Consider the following 18,469-nt stretch of genomic DNA (forward strand, 5'->3'; position numbering starts at 1 on the left):
GGTCTCTTAGGTTTGCCAGATTCGCGGTAGTACGGGCGGTTTGTGTGTCAAAAGCGGGCGCAGAAATTGCCAAATGTCACGCATAACGCGCTGAACAATCAGGTTGTCGTCGGCAAGAAAGCGGATCGTCAGCAGTGAGTCGTTAAGCGTTGCCCCGGCGTAATCGCCAAGCGGCGTCAGCCGCTCGCGCGTGCCTTCCAGCATGTTTTCAGTGGCCGGATAACACAGCAACGTGCCGACCCAGGGATGGTGCGCGACGCCGCTCAGCTCCCCCTTCTGCAACTGCAAGCGCTCTATCAGCAGCGGCTGCCCATTTCGCCACACTTCCAGACGGTTTTGCAGCGTGCCGTGGCTGAAGGACTCCTGCATAACCGGTCGCCCGAGGCACAGCAGATCCCAGGCCAGCAGTCGACTCTCCGACGCGATGTGAAAGACGGACTGGATAGTGGCGTTGGCGCCAGGAAAGAGGATCGTATCCTGGGGGAGCCACTCCAGCGTGGCGTGCGGGGCGAGCGTGAAATGTTGGCGCAGCAACGCCTGCGGCCCACCGCTGCGATAAAACTTTCCCGCGCCGGGCTGGGTGATTAACGCATGGCTGTTTTCGTTGAGAGTTACGGCAATGTGTAGTTCATCCCCGCCGACGATCCCCGCGGGTGGATGAAGCAAATAGAGGTGGCAGACGTCCTCTTCCGGGTAAAACGGACGCTGAACCGTCAATGGACCATGATGACGCGCCGAGGCGAGCACCGTGTTGTGCCCAGTGCGGGTGAAGTGCAGATCCAGTTCGGCCTGCCAGCCCCGTGTGAGTGTCTCGTGCGCAACCGTGTCCAGAGCGTTTCCCTTATCAGCATGAGGGTGTTTGCATACAAAAAAGTATGCCTCAGCACATCGGGAAATCGATCATATGAGAAGCTTATGGATAAAGGGGCGACAATATGCCGCCCCAATGGGGTTTTACAGTAAAACGAGGGGCATCCAGACCAGACCGGTAATCACCAGCAGCACAAGGAAAATCAGGCCAAAAATAGCACCGAGTCGCCAGTAATCCACCGTCGGCAAATAGCCGCTGCCGTAGTAGATAGGGCTAGGACCGGTGGCATACGGGGTCAGAATGCTGCCGAGACCAATGGCTGCGCCGACCATCAGGCAGAAGACCGGAAGTGGAATTTCCGGCATCGCCAGCGCGGCGGCAATCATCATCGGTGCCAGGGCGGAGGTATACGCCGTGGCGCTGGCAAAGAAGTAGCGCAGCAGATAGAACACCACAATGAGCGCCACCATCACCATCATCGGCGAATAGCCGCTCAACCCGTTTGCCAGCAGCTTGCCGAACCAGGTAATAAAACCGGTGTTATTGAGCCCGGTCGCCAGCGTTATCAGCGAGGCCAGCCAGAAAAAGACGTTCCACGCGGCTTTATTACTGACGATGTCATCCCAGCTAATGATGCGCAGTACCAGCATCAACGCCACTACGCTGTATCCGACCATCGCGGCGTCAATGTAATCGCCGCCGAAGATCCACAGCACCAGTGCGCCGACCATCAGCACCAACATCTTTTTCTCGCGTGCGCAGAGCGGTCCCATTGCTTTTAGCTCGGTATCCGCCCAGCGCGGAACCTGATCGCCGGATTTCAGCACCGGTGGATACAACACGTACGCCAGCCAGGGCACAATCAGCACCAGTAAAATACTCAGCGGCAGCATGCCTAAGAACCAGTCGCCCCAGCTCAGCGCCGTGTGGGACGCGCCTTTCATCAGGCCGATTAACAGCAGGTTCGGTGCCATCGCCGTTAAGAAAATGGCGCTGGTGACGCAGTCGGCGACAATGCCCATCCACATAATGTACGAGCCAATGGAGCGAGAACTGGCGCTATTGGGCTGCGAGTTATACAGCGGCGGCAGGTTGCGGATAATCGGGTAGATTATTCCGGCCCCGCGCGCGGAGTTGGATGGCGTGACGGGAGCGAGGATAAGTTCAGAGAACATCACCGCATAGCCGAGAAACAGCGTCCGGTGCCCCATCTTTTTCACCAGCATCAGCGCGATACGTCGACCGAGCCCGGTTTTCTCATAGCCGGTACCAAACATAAAGGCCGCGAAGATAAGCCAGATTACCGAGTTTGAAAAACCTGATACCGCCCATGACAGCGATTTGGCGGTAAATTTAAAACCGTCCTGCGCGAGTTGCTCCGGGCTGAACAGCAGCCACGGTGAAAGGACGGCGATGATCGAAATGCCAATCATCGCTACCACCGCGCCCGGTACAGGTTCCAGAATAAGGCCCACAATCACACCGGTAAAGACGGCAAAATAGAGCCAGGTGTGGTTCTCAAGACCGTTGGGGACGGGCAGTACAGCAATAATGGCGATGACCACCAGCGGAGCCAGGTATCGCCACCAACCAGCTAAAGGTGCCATTGTTGTATCCCTACGAAAAGGGAGAGGCGCAGCGCCTCTCCGGGAGGGTTATTTGATGTAGTGCACGTGCTCGCAGATTTCATCGACGATAGGATCGCGACGTTCAGCGAACAGCTTTTTGTTTTCGGCGATCAGGTTATTGCCGTGGGTATCGATGGAAACGATCAGCGGGCCGAACTCTTTCACCCGACATACCCACAGGGATTCCGGCATGCCAAGTTCGGTCCAGTGTACCTCTTCGATCTCTTCAACCTGGGTTGCCGCCACGACCGCACAACCTGCCGGGAAGATTACGTGCAGCGCTTTAAACTGCTTGCAGCCTGCTTCCGTTAGCGGTCCCATGCCGCCCTTGCCGACCACCAGTTTGACGCCCGTCTGCTCGATAAAGTCTTTCTCAAACGCTTCCATACGCATGCTGGTGGTTGGGCCAACGGAGACCATCTCCCATTTTTCACCGTTCTTACGTACGATGGGCCCCGCGTGGAAAATGGCTTTGCCGTTCAGGTCATAAGGAATCGGGCGCTTCAGTTCGATCAGGCGGCGGTGACACACGTCACGGCAGGTCACCAGCGTACCGGTCAGGTAGATGACATCGCCAACGCGAATGTCGGCCAGATCTTCGGCTTTGATCGGGGTTGTGAGGATCTTTTTCATAACGCGCTCCGGGTGTGAGACAGGTTTTCGAAGGAGAGGTCAGCATGAACTAACAGTGTGCCGCGACGGTGTGCCCAGCAGCCGGTAGAAACGGCAACGCCGATAGTCGACGGATGGCGTGCGGCGGATTCGATATGCACGCCCATCACCGAGCTATTCCCGGTCAACCCTTGCGGGCCAATGCCCAGACGGTTCAGCCCTTCTTCAAGACGCAGTTCCAGTTCGGCCGCTTTTGGATTCGGATGACGTGATCCGATAGGACGTAGCACCGCTTTACGAGAAAGGACGGCGGCGGTTTCCACAGAGGTGGCAATACCTACGCCCACCAGCACCGGCGGACAAGCGTTGACTGCCAACGTGGAGATATTTTCGAAGACAAATTTCACCACGCCCTCGTAGCCTTCAGAAGGCATTAACACTTTCGAACGTCCCGGCAGCGTACAACCGCCGCCTGCCATGTAGACTTCGATTTCCGCGTCGTCGTTATCAGGGATGATGTCCCAGGTGACCCACGGCACACCGGTACCGGTATTTTTGCCGGTATTCACTTCGTCAAAAATCTCGACCGCGTTATGGCGCAGCGGCGCTTTTACCGTGGCGTCTTCAACGGCCTGTTTCAGGATGCTTTGCAGTTCGCCCAGCAGCGGAAAACGGGAGCCGACCTTCACAAAGAACATAATCTCGCCGGTGTCCTGACAGGCCGGACGGTTCAGGTCGATAGCTTTCTGCATATTGTCAAACATGGTGTGGTAGATGATTTTACCCATCGGCGAAGTTTCGCCTTCACGCAGCTGTTTTAATTTATCTACGACGTCGTCAGGCATGCGGGTAGAAATCATGGCGGTAAAATCGGCGACAATGTTTGTCAGCGTAGTTATCGCATTTTGGTTATTTTGATTGCTCATCTTGTTAACTCCAGTTCTTTTATTTATCTGGAAATAAATTCTCCGCCACAAACTACCACTAAAAATGTGGTTTTATATTATTTGCCACTGTGAATATCCAATTAACAGATCGTGAATGATGTTCAGATAAGCAATAAAAATTGCGCAAAGGCAGGGTTTAATACGCATGAGGGAATTACACTGCAGTTAACAACTTTACGGATATACCGATCATGCTGAACACGTATCCCCTCGCGAAAGACCTGCAGGTCCTGGTTGAAATTGTTCATAGCGGCAGTTTCAGTGCCGCCGCCGCGGCGCTCGGCCAAACGCCCGCATTTGTGACGAAACGCATTCAGATCCTTGAGTCCACGCTGGGGACGACGCTGCTAAGCCGCTCCGCGCGCGGCGTGACACTCACGGAGAGTGGTCAACGTTGTTATGAACATGCGCAGGCTATTCTTGCGGGCTATCAGCATCTGGTCGATGACGTCACGCAACTCAAAACGCGCCCGGCAGGGATGATTCGTATCGGCTGTAGCTTTGGCTTTGGGCGCAGTTATATTGCACCGGCTATTACCGAACTGATGCATAGCTATCCTGAATTACAGGTGCATTTTGAACTTTACGATCGGCAAATTGATTTGGCGCAGGATAATATCGATTTGGATATTCGTATTAATGACGAAATTCCGGATTATTATATTGCGCATTTGTTAACGAAAAATAGAAGGATATTATGTGCAGCGCCGACATATTTACAAAAATACGGTGAGCCGACAACGCTGCAGGAATTAAGTCGTCATGATTGCCTGGTCACTAAAGAACGCGATATGACCCACGGGGTGTGGGAGCTGGATAACGGCCAGGAGAAAAAGTCGGTCAAGGTGGCGGGACATCTTTCCTCTAACAGCGGCGAGATTGTGTTGCAGTGGGCGCTACAGGGAAAAGGGATTATGCTGCGTTCCGAATGGGACCTGCAGCCGTTTCTGGCAAGCGGTGAACTGGTGCGCGTGCTGCCGGACTATGCGCAAAGCGCCAATATCTGGGCGGTTTATCAGGAGCCGCTGTATCGCAGCGTGAAGCTTCGGGTGTGCGTGGAGTTTCTGGCGACGTGGTGCCAGCACCGATTAGGCAAACCGGTAGAGGGGTATCACATTCCCCACGCCGGATAAGACGCTGTTGCGTCGCTATCCGACATTAAAATCACTCTGGGTCTCTTTCGCGTTTTTTCTTCAGCTTGGTCCAGATCTTTGGCTCCTGACGACGCCACAGACGCTGAATGTTGTCATGGTGGCGTAACAGAATTAAGCACGACAGCATGGACACCGGGAAAGTGAACTGGGGATTGAACCACCAGACGTAAAAGGGGGCGATCAGCGCGCTGACGATAGCGCCTAATGATGAATAGCCGCTTAATAAGACGGTCAGCAGCCAGGTTCCGGCCATCACGCCGGTTAAATCCCAACCAATCGGCGCAATTGCGCCAAAGGCGGTGGCAACGCCTTTCCCACCTTTAAAGCCGAAGAAGACCGGCCAAATGTGACCCAGACAGGCGGCGATCGCGATCAATCCCAGCCAGAAGGGGCTAATGCCTAGCGCATAGGCACCCCAGACGGGTAACATACCTTTCAGGACGTCGAAAATCAGCACCGCGACGGCGGCTCCTTTGCCACCGATGCGCAATACGTTTGTCGCGCCCGGATTCCCAGATCCGCTGTCACGCGGGTCCGGTAATCCAGCAAGGCGGCATACCAGAATAGCACTGGAAATTGAGCCACAGAGGTACGCGAAGATAATCATTCCAGGCGCGATTGCACTCATAAGCTGTTCCGTTTTGAAAATGTCGTGTAAAACGCTACTTCTGTGGATAATACGCATATTTCGCCGGAAGTGGTATCCGGGTTAGCCAAAAAGCAGGCAGGTCGTGATGGATATTGTATTTATAGAGCAACTTTCTGTAATCACCACTATTGGTGTTTACGACTGGGAACAAACGATCGAACAACAGTTGGTGTTCGATATCGAAATGGCGTGGGACAACCGTAAATCGGCTAAAAGCGATGATGTGGCTGATTGCCTGAGCTATGCTGATATTGCTCAAACGGTTGTTAATCATGTGGAAGGCGGGCGCTTTGCGCTGGTCGAACGCGTGGCGGAAGAGGTGGCGGATCTGCTGCTGAGCCGTTTTAATTCTCCATGGGTGCGGATCAAACTCAGTAAACCTGGCGCGGTAGCCCGTGCGGCCAACGTCGGGGTTATCATTGAGCGTGGCAATAATCTGAAAGAAAATAATTAAAATAATAATATCTAAACCAAACGGGTATAAAAGGGTCTTTATGTCGGCTCGTTTTCGCCGTGGTTTATCTATCTAGAGGTTCATTAATGAGTGATATGCACTCGCTGCTGGTGGCGGCAATTTTGGGTGTGGTCGAAGGATTGACGGAGTTTTTACCCGTTTCCAGTACCGGCCATATGATTATTGTTGGCCACTTGCTGGGTTTTGAGGGTGACACCGCAAAAACATTTGAGGTGGTTATCCAGTTGGGCTCTATCCTGGCGGTCGTGGTGATGTTCTGGCGACGTCTGTTTGGCCTGATTGGCATTCACTTCGGTAAGGTCCCACATGAAGGCACTGGCAAAGGTCGGCTGACGCTGGGCCATATCCTGTTGGGGATGGTTCCTGCCGTCGTACTGGGACTGATTTTCCACGACATCATCAAATCGCTGTTTAACCCGATCAACGTGATGTATGCGCTGGTGGTAGGGGGCGTGCTGCTGATTGCCGCAGAATGCCTGAAGCCGAAAGAGCCGCGTGCGCCGGGTCTGGATGATATGACCTATCGCCAGGCGTTTATGATTGGCTGTTTCCAGTGTCTGGCGCTGTGGCCGGGTTTTTCTCGCTCCGGGGCGACGATTTCTGGCGGTATGCTGATGGGAGTAAGCCGTTACGCGGCCTCCGAATTCTCCTTCCTGCTGGCCGTGCCGATGATGATGGGCGCAACGGCGCTGGATCTCTACAAAAGCTGGACGTTCCTCAGCGCATCAGATATTCCGATGTTTGCAGTTGGTTTCGTGACGGCGTTTATCGTGGCGTTGGTGGCGATCAAAACCTTCCTGCAGCTGATTAAGCGCATCTCGTTTATTCCGTTTGCGATTTACCGCTTTATTGTGGCGGCAGCCGTTTACGTCGTGTTCTTCTGATTTTGCTAGCTTGCCGGATAGCGGCGTTAACGCTTATCCGGCAATGCTCTGTCTACGCTTTTGGGCAACGTTGTTCTTTCCAGGCGGCCACCGCCGCGATCCGACGCCGGGTCAGTTCCTCGCGAATAGCCTGACCTTTGAATCCCGCCTCAACGACGTCTTTCGTTGGTACCGCCTGCGCAACCTGCCAGGCTTCACGCAACAGCCTGCCTTGCGGATAATCCGCCGCTTCAAAACCGGTCCGCCCACGCACGTCGGCCTCGCTGGTCAGGGCGATTTGCTCCACGCGCTGCGGTTTGCGCCAGGCATCGATGGAATCAAACAGCTTAACGATGGTTTTCGGCTGCAGGATCGGGAAGGTATGAATGAGGTCGTGAAACTCGGCTACCAGTTTGGCTAAATCACGGATGTCATTCGGCACGCGCAGGCGTTGGCACAGTTGCTCGACCAGCTTCACGCCAGCCGGACCGTGACCGTGGTGGCGTGGCCACAGTGCTTTTGGCGTCAATGCTTTGCCAAGATCGTGGCACAGCGTGGCGAAACGCACGTCGACCTCCGGACTTAACATGGCCGCCATCGACAGCGTCATCAGCGTGTGAATACCGGTATCAATTTCCGGGTGCCATTGCGCGGGCGCGGGAACGCCAAACAGGGCATCTACTTCCGGAAACAGGACGTGCAGTGCGCCGCAGTCGCGCAGGACCTGAAAAAATACCTGTGGGTTACGGGTGGTTAAAGCACCTTCTGTTTCTTTCCACACTCGCTCTGGCGTCAGGTGCTCCAGTTCCCCTGCGGCGTTCATATCGCGCATCAGCGTCATGGTTTCTTCAGCGATACGAAAACCGAGGTGCGCATAGCGGGCAGCAAAGCGCGCCACGCGCAGCACGCGCAATGGATCTTCGCTAAAGGCGGAGGACACATGGCGTAGCAGACGGTTTTCCAGATCGTCGCGTCCGTTATACGGATCGATAATCTCGCCGTCGTCATCGCGGGCCATTGCGTTGATGGTCAGATCGCGACGCTGAAGATCGGCCTCCAGCGTCACATCCGGCGCGGCGTAGCAGGTGAATCCGGTATACCCCGAGCCTGATTTGCGTTCGGTACGCGCCAGCGCATACTCTTCCCGGGTTTGCGGATGCAGAAACACGGGAAAATCGCGGCCTACCTGCTGGTAGCCCGCGTCGAGCATCTCTTGCGGCGTGGCGCCGACAACAACCCAATCTTTATCTTTAATCGGTAGCCCTAATAACGCATCCCGAACAGCACCACCGACCAGATAAATCTTCACACCACTTTCCTTTTGAAATTATGATCCCTTAATCATATGTCAGTGTGGCGGAGAAGGCGATTCAGTTCATCCAGCGATCTTTGCGTTTACGGCTGGGGATCATGTGTGGCAGAACCAGGCCGAGCAACAAACCCAGACCCAGCACGCCGCCGCCGTACATAAACCACTGCATGATGATGGTGCGCTGTTTGTCATCAAGCTGAAGGTTGGCTGCGCTGACCTTCTTTTGCGCCACGATAAGCTCGTTCCTCAGCTTCTGGTTTTCTTGTTTCAGCCCGTCGATTACGCTGTCGCTTTGCGACACTTTTTGCTGCATATCGGCGGTGCGCTGATTCCACGTGGTGTCGATATTATTGAGCTTATCGGTCAAGGTCTTAACCTGATTTTCCAGATCGGGAACGCGGGTACGCAGGCTCGGCGTACTGTTCAGCTCTTTCAGTGGGATCCAGGCGGTACGTCCGGTGCTGTCTTTCACCTGGGCGTAGTTAGTGTTGGCATCGGTCTGTAATAGCGTGACTTCCTCGCCGGCGTTAACCGTACCCACGAGGCGATAATTATCTCCCGGACCGCTGCGGACCCAGGTGTTCAGTTCGTCAGAAACATAGCGCTTTTCTTCGGCATGAGAGACTGCAGTGGCGCTAAGTGCGAGTAAAGTTAATCCAATCAGGCGTAATTTTGGCATCAGGCTGTCGTTATTGTCATAGAAAGTGGAACGATAGTAGTGGCATCAGTGTCTCTACGCAAAGCATTCGACATCAATCGGAATCATCTGTGTCCTTTTTGCCACCACTCGAAACTTTTACGCCCGTCAAATTGCTCGTTGCATGGCAATTTGGCGCAAAATACTATCTACTGACCATAAAGAACGAGCTTAGTTCGCAGTCAGTTTTCTCAACTGTGACATAACCCATAAGTACAAGACCATGGCCCAGGAAATCGAATTAAAATTTATCGTCAATAGTGACGCTGTAGATGCGCTACGTGAACGTCTGAATACGCTGGGGGGAGAGCATCATGCGCCCAGCCAGTTGCTGAATATCTACTACGAAACGCCGGATGCGTGGCTGCGTGGTCACGATATGGGGCTGCGTATTCGCGGTGAGAACGGTCATTACGAAATGACCATGAAAATTGCCGGACGAGTGACGGGCGGCCTGCATCAGCGGCCGGAGTTTAACGTTGCGCTGAACGCGCCAGAGTTGGATCTCTCCCTGTTCCCAACGGAAGTCTGGCCTGATGGCAAACTGCCCGCTGAACTTGCCTCTCAGGTACAGCCGCTCTTCAGCACCGATTTTTACCGTGAGAAATGGCACCTTGATATCGACGGTAGCCGCATTGAAATGGCCCTCGATCTCGGGGAAGTGAAAGCGGGCGAGTTGGCTGAACCTATCTGTGAGCTTGAACTGGAGTTGTTAAGCGGCGATACCCGTGCGGTATTGAAGCTGGCAAACCAGCTGGTATCGCAAACCGGTTTACGCCAGGGCAGCCTGAGTAAAGCGGCGCGCGGCTATCATCTGGCTCAGGGGAATGCGCCGCGTGAACTCAAACCGACGCGCATTTTGAAGGTTCCGGCAAAAGCGAGTATTGAGCAAGGGCTGGAAGCGGCGCTGGAGCTGGCATTATCACAGTGGCAGTACCATGAAGAGCTGTGGGTGCGTGGCGTCAAAGGGGCGAAAGCCGAGGTGCTGGCTGCGATGGGCCTGGTGCGTCACATTCTGATGCTGTTTGGCGGTAATGTGCCACGAAAAGCGAGTGCTCACTTACGTGATTTGCTAACCCAGTCGGAAGCGATCATTGCGTCTGACGTTTCTGCCGTTTCCGCGGTTTACAGCACGCAAACGGCGATGGCCAAGCTGGCGCTGACCGAATGGCTGGTGACCAAAGGGTGGCAGCCGTTCCTTGATGCGAAGGCGCAGGGTAAAATAGCCGACTCCTTTAAGCGTTTCTCAGATACCCATCTCTCGCGCCATGCTGCTGAACTGAAAACAGCTTTTGCTCAGCCGCTGGGCGATCAGTACGCCGATCAACTTCCGCGCCTGACGCGCAATATTGATAGCATGCTGATGCTGGCGGGATACTACGACGAAAAGGTCGCATCGGAATGGATCGCCACCTGGCAGGGTTTACGTCACGCCATTGCGGCCAACCAATACATTGAAATTGAACACTTCCGCAACGAGGCGATTGCTTTGGAACCGTTCTGGCTGCACAGCGGAAAACGATAATCAGGGTGAGGCCGGGATGCCTGATGGCGCAGCGCTTATCAGGCCTACGCGATGGGTGGAAGCGTCATGCAGGCTGGATAAGGCAACATGCCGCTGCCCGGTACTATTCAAAGGATAATCCATAAATGAAGCAGCTCTCTTCACCGTTACAGCAGTACTGGCCGACCGTTGTTGAGCGGCTGCCAGCAGCAATATCTGAATCCTCGCTTAGCATTCAGGCGAAGTCAGTGCTTACATTCAGTGATTTTTTTCGCGACAGCATTATTGCCCATCCTGAATGGCTGGTCGAACTGGAAAGCACGCCACCCGAGGCGGATGAATGGCAACACTATGCTGATTGGTTACAGCAAGCATTGGTCGACGTTAGCGATGAAAACACGCTGATGCGTGAGCTGCGCCTGTTTCGCCGTCGCATCATGGTGCGTATCGCCTGGGCGCAGACGCTGTCGCTGGTGACGGAAGAGAGTATCTTGCAGCAGCTAAGCCATTTGGCTGAAACGTTGATCGTCGCCGCGCGTGACTGGTTATACGCCGCCTGCTGTCGTGAATGGGGTACGCCCTGTAATCCACAAGGTGTTGCGCAACCGCTGCTGATTTTAGGCATGGGGAAACTGGGCGGCGGCGAACTGAATTTTTCCTCTGATATCGATCTGATTTTTGCCTGGCCGGAGCACGGCAGTACGCAGGGCGGACGTCGCGAGCTGGATAACGCCCAGTTCTTTACCCGTATGGGCCAGCGGCTTATCAAAGTGCTGGATCAGCCCACAATGGATGGATTTGTCTATCGGGTGGATATGCGTTTACGCCCGTTTGGCGACAGCGGCCCGCTGGTGCTGAGCTTCTCCGCGCTGGAGGATTATTACCAGGAACAAGGGCGCGACTGGGAACGCTATGCGATGGTCAAAGCCCGCATTATGGGCGATTGCGACGGTACTTACGTCAGTGAGCTTCGCGCTATGCTGCGGCCTTTTGTCTTCCGCCGCTATATTGATTTCAGCGTGATCCAGTCTCTGCGTAACATGAAAGGAATGATTGCCCGCGAAGTGCGCCGCCGTGGTCTGAAAGACAACATTAAGTTGGGCGCGGGCGGTATTCGTGAAATCGAATTTATCGTGCAGGTATTCCAGCTTATTCGCGGTGGGCGCGAGCCGTCATTGCAATCCCGCTCGCTGTTACCCACGCTCAGCGCCATCAATGCGTTGCACCTGCTGTCAGACACCGACGCGGAACAACTGCGCGCAGCCTATCTCTATTTACGTCGTCTGGAGAACCTGCTGCAAAGTATCAATGATGAGCAGACCCAGACGTTGCCAGGCGATGAACTGAACCGCGCGCGGCTGGCGTGGGGGATGAACGTCGATGACTGGCAGCAGCTAACCGATGTGCTGGCCAGTCATATGGACAACGTGCGCCGGGTGTTTAACGAGTTGATTGGCGATGACGAAGCAGAAACCCAGGAAGAGTCGCTCTCAGAACAGTGGCGTGAACTGTGGCAGGACGCATTACAGGAAGATGACACCACGCCGGTGCTGACGCATCTGGCGGATGACGATCGCCGGCGCGTGCTGTCTCTGATTGCTGATTTTCGCAAAGAGCTGGATAAACGCACCATTGGCCCACGCGGACGCCAGGTGCTGGATCACTTAATGCCGCATCTGCTGAGCGATGTCTGTTCGCGTGACGACGCCTCAGTCCCACTGTCGCGCATCACACCGCTGCTGGTAAGCATTGTGACCCGTACGACCTATCTGGAGCTGCTGAGCGAATTCCCCGGAGCGCTTAAGCATCTGATTTCGTTATGTGCCGCTTCGCCGATGATCGCCAGCCAGCTGGCGCGGTATCCGCTGTTGCTCGATGAACTGCTGGATCCGAACACCTTGTATCAACCCACTGCGACGGATGCCTACCGTGATGAACTGCGTCAGTATTTGCTGCGCGTGCCGGAAGATGACGAAGAGCAGCAGTTGGAAGCGCTGCGTCAGTTTAAGCAAACGCAGTTGCTGCGCATTGCCGCGGCAGATATCGCTGGTACGCTGCCGGTGATGAAGGTGAGCGACCACTTAACCTGGCTGGCGGAAGCTATTATTGATGCGGTAGTCCAGCAGGCGTGGATGCAGATGGTCGCTCGCTACGGGCAACCCACTCATCTTGACGGGCGCGAGGGGCGCGGTTTTGCCGTCGTCGGGTATGGCAAACTGGGCGGCTGGGAGCTGGGCTACAGTTCGGATCTTGATCTGATCTTCCTGCATGACTGTCCTATGGACGTGATGACGGATGGTGAGCGTGAGATTGACGGGCGACAGTTCTATCTGCGTCTGTCGCAGCGCATTATGCACCTTTTCAGCACCCGCACCTCATCCGGTATTTTGTATGAAGTGGATGCGCGGTTGCGTCCGTCCGGCGCGGCGGGAATGCTGGTGACATCAACCGAGGCTTTCGCTGATTACCAGCGCAACGAAGCCTGGACGTGGGAGCATCAGGCGCTGGTGCGCGCTCGAGTGGTGTACGGCGACCCACGGTTGACCTCTCAGTTTGATGCGATTCGTCGCGATATCATGACCCTCGTCCGCGACGCGAAAACCTTGCAGACCGATGTGCGCGAAATGCGTGAGAAAATGCGTGCCCATTTGGGCAATAAGCATCGCGATCGTTTTGATATCAAAGCGGATGAAGGCGGCATCACCGACATTGAGTTTATTACGCAATACCTGGTGCTGCGCTATGCGCATGAAAAACCGAAGCTGACGCGCTGGTCGGATAACGTGCGCATTCTGGAGTTACTGGCGCAAAACGACATTATGGATGAGCAGGAAGCGCTGGCGCTTACCCGTGCTTATACGACGCTGCGCGATGAACTTCACCATCTTGCATTGCAGGAACTTCCGGGCCATGTGGCGCCGGAGCATTTCGACGCTGAACGTACGCTGGTGCGTGACAGCTGGCAGAAGTGGCTGGTTGCCGAGTGAAGTGTGCTATTATCGCGCGCAAATTTTAAGACCCTCAGAGAATCTCTCAGGAGACAGGAATGAAAGTAACGCTGCCAGAGTTTGAACGTGCAGGAGTCATGGTTGTCGGTGATGTGATGCTAGATCGCTACTGGTACGGTCCTACCAGCCGTATTTCACCTGAAGCGCCGGTTCCGGTGGTGAAGGTTGATACCATTGAAGAACGTCCCGGTGGCGCAGCAAACGTGGCGATGAACATTGCCTCTCTGGGAGCGAATTCGCGTCTGGTCGGCCTGACTGGGATTGACGACGCGGCGCGTGCGCTGAGCAAAACGCTGGCGGATGTGAACGTAAAATGTGACTTCGTTTCTGTGCCAACTCATCCGACGATCACCAAACTGCGCGTGCTTTCCCGCAACCAGCAACTGATTCGCCTGGATTTCGAAGAAGGTTTTGAAGGCGTGGATCCGCAGCCACTGCATGAGCGTATTAACCAGGCTCTGGGCTCCATTGGCGCTTTGGTGCTCTCCGATTACGCCAAAGGCGCGCTGGCAAGCGTGCAGCAGATGATTGCTCTGGCGCGTAAGGCTGGGGTGCCGGTGCTTATCGATCCGAAAGGGACCGATTTTGAACGCTATCGTGGCGCAACGCTGCTGACGCCGAATTTGTCTGAATTTGAAGCGGTGGCCGGTAAGTGCAAAAGCGAAGATGAACTGGTTGAGCGCGGCATGAAAGTGATTGCAGATTTCGACCTTTCCGCGCTGCTGATCACGCGTTCCGAACAGGGTATGACGCTGCTGCAACCGGGCAAATCGCCACTGCATATGCCGACGCAGGCGCAGGAAGTGTATGACGTGACGGGGGCGGGCGATACGGTGATCGGCGTGCTGGCAGCGACGCTGGCGGCGGGGAACACTCTGGAAGAGGCGTGCTATTTTGCTAATGCCGCAGCGGGTGTTGTCGTCGGTAAACTGGGGACTTCAACCGTTTCCCCGATTGAACTGGAAAACGCCGTGCGCGGTCGGGCCGACACTGGCTTTGGCGTGATGAGCGAGTCTGAGCTGAAACAGGCCGTAGCCAGCGCCCGCAAGCGCGGTGAGAAAGTGGTGATGACCAACGGCGTGTTCGACATCCTACATGCTGGCCACGTTTCCTATCTGGCGAATGCGCGCAAGCTGGGCGATCGTCTGATCGTTGCGGTAAACAGCGATGCTTCGACCAAACGTCTGAAAGGCGAAACGCGTCCGGTCAACCCGCTGGAACAGCGCATGATCGTGCTGGGCGCGCTGGAAGCCGTCGACTGGGTGGTCTCTTTTGAAGAAGACACACCACAGCGTCTGATTGCCGGCATCCTGCCGGATCTGCTGGTAAAAGGCGGCGACTATAAGCCGGAAGATATTGCGGGCAGCAAAGAAGTGTGGGCGAACGGCGGTGAAGTGCTGGTGCTGAACTTTGAAGATGGCTGCTCAACGACCAATATCATCAAGAAGATCCAAAAAGACAGCGATAAATAACAAATGCTGGAAACGTGTCGAACTTTTGGATGCGATACGTTTCTTGCTATTGATGCTGCTGTTTTCTTCAACCTAAAGTAAAGGAATAAGGGGAGAAGGGGTTTCTCCCCCCGATTTACTTTTACATGACGTCACAATAAGCGTGCGTCACGCTGACCTTAAATCCGACCCCTCTTAGATTTCGTGGGAAACTGTGAACCAGCGCAGTGCGTTTGCGCACAATATGTACAGAATAACTTCGCATCCAGGGAAATACTGAAATTAGAAAAAGCATATGGCCTTAACAGATATTCAATAACTGGAGGGTATGCTCATGAACAGCAATATGTATTCAATGAACAATTTCGATTTCCTGGCCCGTAGTTTTGCCAGGATGCAAGCTGAGGGCCATCCCGTAGATATCCAGGCGATAACTGGGAATATGGATGAAGAACATCGTAGCTGGTTTTGCAAACGCTATGCGCTGTACTGCCAGCAGGCGACGGAGGCCAGGAAGCTAGAACTGGAACACTAACAGAAAAAACGGGCCTTGCGGCCCGTTGTCGTTTTTACTCTTGCGGATCGACTGACGGGATCGCGGGAGCAGGTTTAACTTCTGCCGTTTTTTCACGCGATTCCAGCTCAGTCAGACGTTGCTCAAGCAGCGCCAGCTTTTCACGGGTACGCAGCAAAACCTGAGTCTGTACATCAAACTCTTCACGGCTTACCAGATCCAGACGGGTCAGCTGTGACTGCAGCGTTTGACGAATTTTCTTCTCGACGTCTTCGCCAAACTCGCGGATCCCTTTCGGCATCGACTCGTGAACCTGACGAGCAATCTGCTCAATTTTTTTCGGGTCAATCATTGTGGTTTCCCTGAACTGGTACGTGTTGTTGCCTATTGTAGTGCGAACTGGCACAGGCATAAACCAGAATTGTGTGAAGCTAAGACGAGCAAAGGCGTTGATGAAGGTAATCAATAGCGTTATAGTTAACCCGCTTATTCTCAGGGCGGGGCGAAATTCCCCACCGGCGGTAAATCAACTCAGGTTGAAAGCCCGCGAGCGCTTTGGGTGCAAACTCAAAGGTCAGCAGATCCGGTGTAATTCCGGGGCCGACGGTTAGAGTCCGGATGGGAGAGAGTAACGATCCAGTCGGGCATGGACCCGCTCACGTTATTTTTTTGCCGCTTAGACGGTACTCCTAAGACTGCCCTGATTCTGGTAACCATAATTTTAGTGAGGTTTTTTTACCATGAATCAGACGCTACTTTCCTCTTTTGGTACGCCTTTCGAACGTGTTGAACTTGCGCTGTCTGCGCTGCGTGAAGGACGCGGTGTGATGGTGCTTGACGACGAAGATCGTGAAAACGAAGGCGATATGATTTTCCCGGCAGAAACCATGACCGTTGAACAGATGGCTCTGACCATTCGTCACGGCAGCGGTATTGTATGCCTGTGCATCACTGAAGACCGACGCAAACAGCTCGATCTGCCAATGATGGTGGAAAATAACACCAGCGCTTACGGTACCGGTTTTACTGTGACCATTGAAGCCGCAGAAGGCGTGACCACCGGCGTTTCCGCTGCGGACCGTGTTACTACGGTGCGTGCGGCAATTCAGGATGGCGCTAAACCTTCCGATCTTAACCGTCCGGGGCACGTTTTCCCGCTGCGTGCTCAGGCAGGTGGCGTGTTGACCCGCGGTGGTCACACTGAAGCAACCATCGACCTGATGACGCTGGCAGGGTTTAAACCGGCAGGCGTGCTGTGCGAACTGACCAATGACGATGGCACCATGGCGCGTGCGCCAGAATGTATCGAATTTGCCGGCAAGCATAATATGGCGGTAGTTACTATTGAAGACCTGGTGGCTTACCGTCAGGCGCATGAGCGCAAAGCCAGCTAATCGCAAATTACCACGTTAGTCGCGGTAAGCATAAAAAACCGAAGCCATCTTCCAGGCTTCGGTTTTTTTGTTTCTTGCTCCGATTATTTGGTTCTCACCCGCTTTAATGCCCATGCGCCGCTCATAATGACGAGCAACAGTAAGCACAAACTAAAGGCCAACAAACAGGCCTGCGCCATGTTCATAAAATGCCAAGGCGGGATCAGATACCAGCCTTCTGACTGCTGGTACAGATCGACAAACCACTTTTGCGTACTGCTGAGCGCCACGCCGTCGGGAACGATGGGAGCGTCATAGCCGCAATCTCCTGTGGGTTTAAACCACTCCGGTGCCCAGTTGGCCAGAGGCAAATTGAAAGGGAATGTCGGATCGGTGGAACATCCCTGTACGCCAAACAGCGAATCCGGGTCCGGGTTATGTACAGCATAATGAATGCCGTTAAGTTTGATGGAGAACTTAATGCCCAGGATGCTGCCGTAAAATGCCGCGATACAACCGATGAGCTTCAGAACAACATTTTTGGGGTTGATTGCCGCAATCAATCCGCCAAAAACCATCACCAGCATGGCAAAACGAATGTAGACACATTGCTCGCAGGGGGCCATGTAGAGATAGATTTGGAAGAACGAGTGCGCCAGAATAATCAATCCACCCATTGCGCAAGCCATCAACAGCCACAGAAAGCGCTGTTCCTGCCATCTCACCAGGGTATCAACCGGTGTATTACATAAGTCTCGCCACGATCCTTTTATGAAAGCCATAGCCGGGTCCCTGTTTATTTTTTCGCGAGCTCTCTGACAAGCTCAGCCATGGAATCAATAGATTTGATATTTTTGGTGTAGATCAGGTATTTACCATTGACGACGTAAGCCGGAACGCCCTGAATTTTGGCGACATCATATGCTGCTTTCCATTTCTCCAGCGTTTGCTGGACGGCAGGATCCTTCAATGCCGCGTCAAAATCAGCCTGGCTCATGCCCGCTGCATCTAACCCTGTTTTGATGAATGAGGCGGGATCTTTACCCTCTGACCAGCGCTCTTTCTTATCGTGGTAGGCGGCGTAATAAGCGAACTTGGCTTTTTTAAACTGTGATTTGGCGTCAAACAATGAAATACCTGCAGCCATGTCCCTGGCAATCATTACGGCAAAGATTTCACTGGCCTGCTTACCGTATTCCCCTTTCGTTTCCAGATGAAACGGAGTGAAAGTAACGACATCGGCGACTTTGTCTGACACGGACCCTGTCACGGCTTTATCATATTTGTAGCAAAATGGGCAGGCGTAACTGAATACTTTGATCAACGTCTTATCAGCATTGGGAATTGGTTTTTCCAGAACCATATAATCAGTGCCTTCAGTAAACGCTGATGCTGCAAACGGTGAGGCAAGCGCGGCGGTTAATACCACGCTTTTAAATAATGAAGTGATCCATTTAGATGACATAATTAA

The 18,469-nt window shown here is 54.0% G+C and carries 18 protein-coding genes and 1 riboswitch; of the genes, 8 read left to right on the plus strand and 10 right to left on the minus strand.

The features are described from left to right. Positions 1-6: 6 nt before the first annotated feature. From HV350_RS03680 to ttdA, 4 genes are all read right to left on the minus strand, one after another. Positions 7-831, minus strand: a complete 825-nt coding sequence (locus tag HV350_RS03680; RefSeq protein WP_200011998.1) for an urease accessory protein UreD — start codon at positions 829-831, stop codon at positions 7-9. A 123-nt stretch (positions 832-954) separates the two neighbouring features. Next, positions 955-2,418, minus strand: coding sequence for an anion permease (locus HV350_RS03685; protein WP_046276256.1), 1,464 nt, complete (start codon positions 2,416-2,418; stop codon positions 955-957). A 48-nt stretch (positions 2,419-2,466) separates the two neighbouring features. Beyond that, a complete protein-coding gene (gene ttdB / locus HV350_RS03690; protein ID WP_016154539.1) occupies positions 2,467-3,072 on the minus strand; it encodes a L(+)-tartrate dehydratase subunit beta in 606 nt (201 codons plus the stop codon). Then, the gene (gene ttdA / locus HV350_RS03695; RefSeq protein ID WP_016154538.1) at positions 3,069-3,977 is read right to left on the minus strand and encodes a L(+)-tartrate dehydratase subunit alpha; all 909 of its coding nucleotides are present in this window, start codon (positions 3,975-3,977) and stop codon (positions 3,069-3,071) included. The genes ttdB and ttdA overlap by 4 nt, the downstream gene beginning before the upstream one ends. Before the next feature lie 212 nt (positions 3,978-4,189). Here ttdA and HV350_RS03700 point away from each other — a divergent pair, with 212 nt between their 5' ends. Further along, positions 4,190-5,131: a LysR family transcriptional regulator gene (locus HV350_RS03700; RefSeq protein WP_016154537.1), complete on the plus strand. Its 942-nt coding sequence runs from the start codon at positions 4,190-4,192 to the stop codon at positions 5,129-5,131. Positions 5,132-5,162: 31 nt separating this feature from the next. Here HV350_RS03700 and plsY read toward each other — a convergent pair whose 3' ends face one another. Continuing rightward, positions 5,163-5,780 carry a glycerol-3-phosphate 1-O-acyltransferase PlsY gene (gene plsY, locus HV350_RS03705; protein WP_016154536.1) on the minus strand — a complete coding sequence of 206 codons (618 nt, stop codon included), beginning with the start codon at positions 5,778-5,780 and terminating at the stop codon, positions 5,163-5,165. 106 nt (positions 5,781-5,886) lie between these two features. Between plsY and folB the strand changes: the two genes are divergently transcribed. Next, positions 5,887-6,255: a bifunctional dihydroneopterin aldolase/7,8-dihydroneopterin epimerase gene (folB, locus tag HV350_RS03710; RefSeq protein WP_003828442.1), complete on the plus strand. Its 369-nt coding sequence runs from the start codon at positions 5,887-5,889 to the stop codon at positions 6,253-6,255. 86 nt (positions 6,256-6,341) lie between these two features. Further along, positions 6,342-7,160, plus strand: coding sequence for an undecaprenyl-diphosphate phosphatase (gene bacA, locus HV350_RS03715; RefSeq protein WP_016154535.1), 819 nt, complete (start codon positions 6,342-6,344; stop codon positions 7,158-7,160). 52 nt (positions 7,161-7,212) lie between these two features. Here the strand turns inward: bacA and HV350_RS03720 are convergent, their stop codons facing one another. Both HV350_RS03720 and HV350_RS03725 read right to left on the minus strand, forming a co-directional pair. After that, positions 7,213-8,448 (minus strand): multifunctional CCA addition/repair protein, encoded by a 1,236-nt coding sequence (locus HV350_RS03720; protein WP_181629800.1) that lies wholly within the window; start codon positions 8,446-8,448, stop codon positions 7,213-7,215. A 61-nt stretch (positions 8,449-8,509) separates the two neighbouring features. Then, a complete protein-coding gene (locus tag HV350_RS03725) occupies positions 8,510-9,130 on the minus strand; it encodes a TIGR04211 family SH3 domain-containing protein (RefSeq protein ID WP_016154533.1) in 621 nt (206 codons plus the stop codon). A 241-nt stretch (positions 9,131-9,371) separates the two neighbouring features. On the opposite strand from HV350_RS03725, the gene HV350_RS03730 reads away from it, so the two are divergent. The 4 genes from HV350_RS03730 (at position 9,372) to glgS (ending at position 15,646) form a co-directional block, all read left to right on the plus strand. Then, positions 9,372-10,673 (plus strand): inorganic triphosphatase, encoded by a 1,302-nt coding sequence (locus tag HV350_RS03730; protein WP_046276260.1) that lies wholly within the window; start codon positions 9,372-9,374, stop codon positions 10,671-10,673. Between the two features lie 125 nt (positions 10,674-10,798). After that, a complete protein-coding gene (gene glnE, locus HV350_RS03735) occupies positions 10,799-13,639 on the plus strand; it encodes a bifunctional [glutamate--ammonia ligase]-adenylyl-L-tyrosine phosphorylase/[glutamate--ammonia-ligase] adenylyltransferase (protein ID WP_181629802.1) in 2,841 nt (946 codons plus the stop codon). Between the two features lie 59 nt (positions 13,640-13,698). Next, on the plus strand, positions 13,699-15,132 hold the full coding sequence (gene hldE / locus HV350_RS03740; RefSeq protein ID WP_016154530.1) for a bifunctional D-glycero-beta-D-manno-heptose-7-phosphate kinase/D-glycero-beta-D-manno-heptose 1-phosphate adenylyltransferase HldE: 1,434 nt from the start codon (positions 13,699-13,701) through the stop codon (positions 15,130-15,132). A 307-nt stretch (positions 15,133-15,439) separates the two neighbouring features. Beyond that, positions 15,440-15,646, plus strand: a complete 207-nt coding sequence (gene glgS, locus HV350_RS03745; RefSeq protein WP_019077704.1) for a cell surface composition regulator GlgS — start codon at positions 15,440-15,442, stop codon at positions 15,644-15,646. Positions 15,647-15,680: 34 nt separating this feature from the next. Here glgS and ubiK read toward each other — a convergent pair whose 3' ends face one another. Continuing rightward, positions 15,681-15,977, minus strand: coding sequence for a ubiquinone biosynthesis accessory factor UbiK (ubiK, locus tag HV350_RS03750; RefSeq protein ID WP_003024618.1), 297 nt, complete (start codon positions 15,975-15,977; stop codon positions 15,681-15,683). Between the two features lie 132 nt (positions 15,978-16,109). Continuing rightward, a riboswitch (FMN riboswitch) is annotated at positions 16,110-16,259 on the plus strand. Positions 16,260-16,365: 106 nt separating this feature from the next. Here ubiK and ribB point away from each other — a divergent pair. Continuing rightward, positions 16,366-17,019: a 3,4-dihydroxy-2-butanone-4-phosphate synthase gene (ribB, locus tag HV350_RS03755; RefSeq protein ID WP_016154529.1), complete on the plus strand. Its 654-nt coding sequence runs from the start codon at positions 16,366-16,368 to the stop codon at positions 17,017-17,019. An 83-nt stretch (positions 17,020-17,102) separates the two neighbouring features. Here the strand turns inward: ribB and dsbI are convergent, their stop codons facing one another. After that, positions 17,103-17,780: a protein-disulfide oxidoreductase DsbI gene (gene dsbI, locus HV350_RS03760; RefSeq protein ID WP_046276262.1), complete on the minus strand. Its 678-nt coding sequence runs from the start codon at positions 17,778-17,780 to the stop codon at positions 17,103-17,105. 14 nt (positions 17,781-17,794) lie between these two features. Next, positions 17,795-18,463 (minus strand): thiol:disulfide interchange protein DsbA/DsbL, encoded by a 669-nt coding sequence (locus HV350_RS03765; protein ID WP_181629803.1) that lies wholly within the window; start codon positions 18,461-18,463, stop codon positions 17,795-17,797. Between the last annotated feature and the right edge of the window lie 6 nt (positions 18,464-18,469).

The organism is Citrobacter sp. RHBSTW-01013 (assembly GCF_013781985.1).
Classification (GTDB): Bacteria; Pseudomonadota; Gammaproteobacteria; order Enterobacterales; family Enterobacteriaceae; genus Citrobacter; species Citrobacter braakii.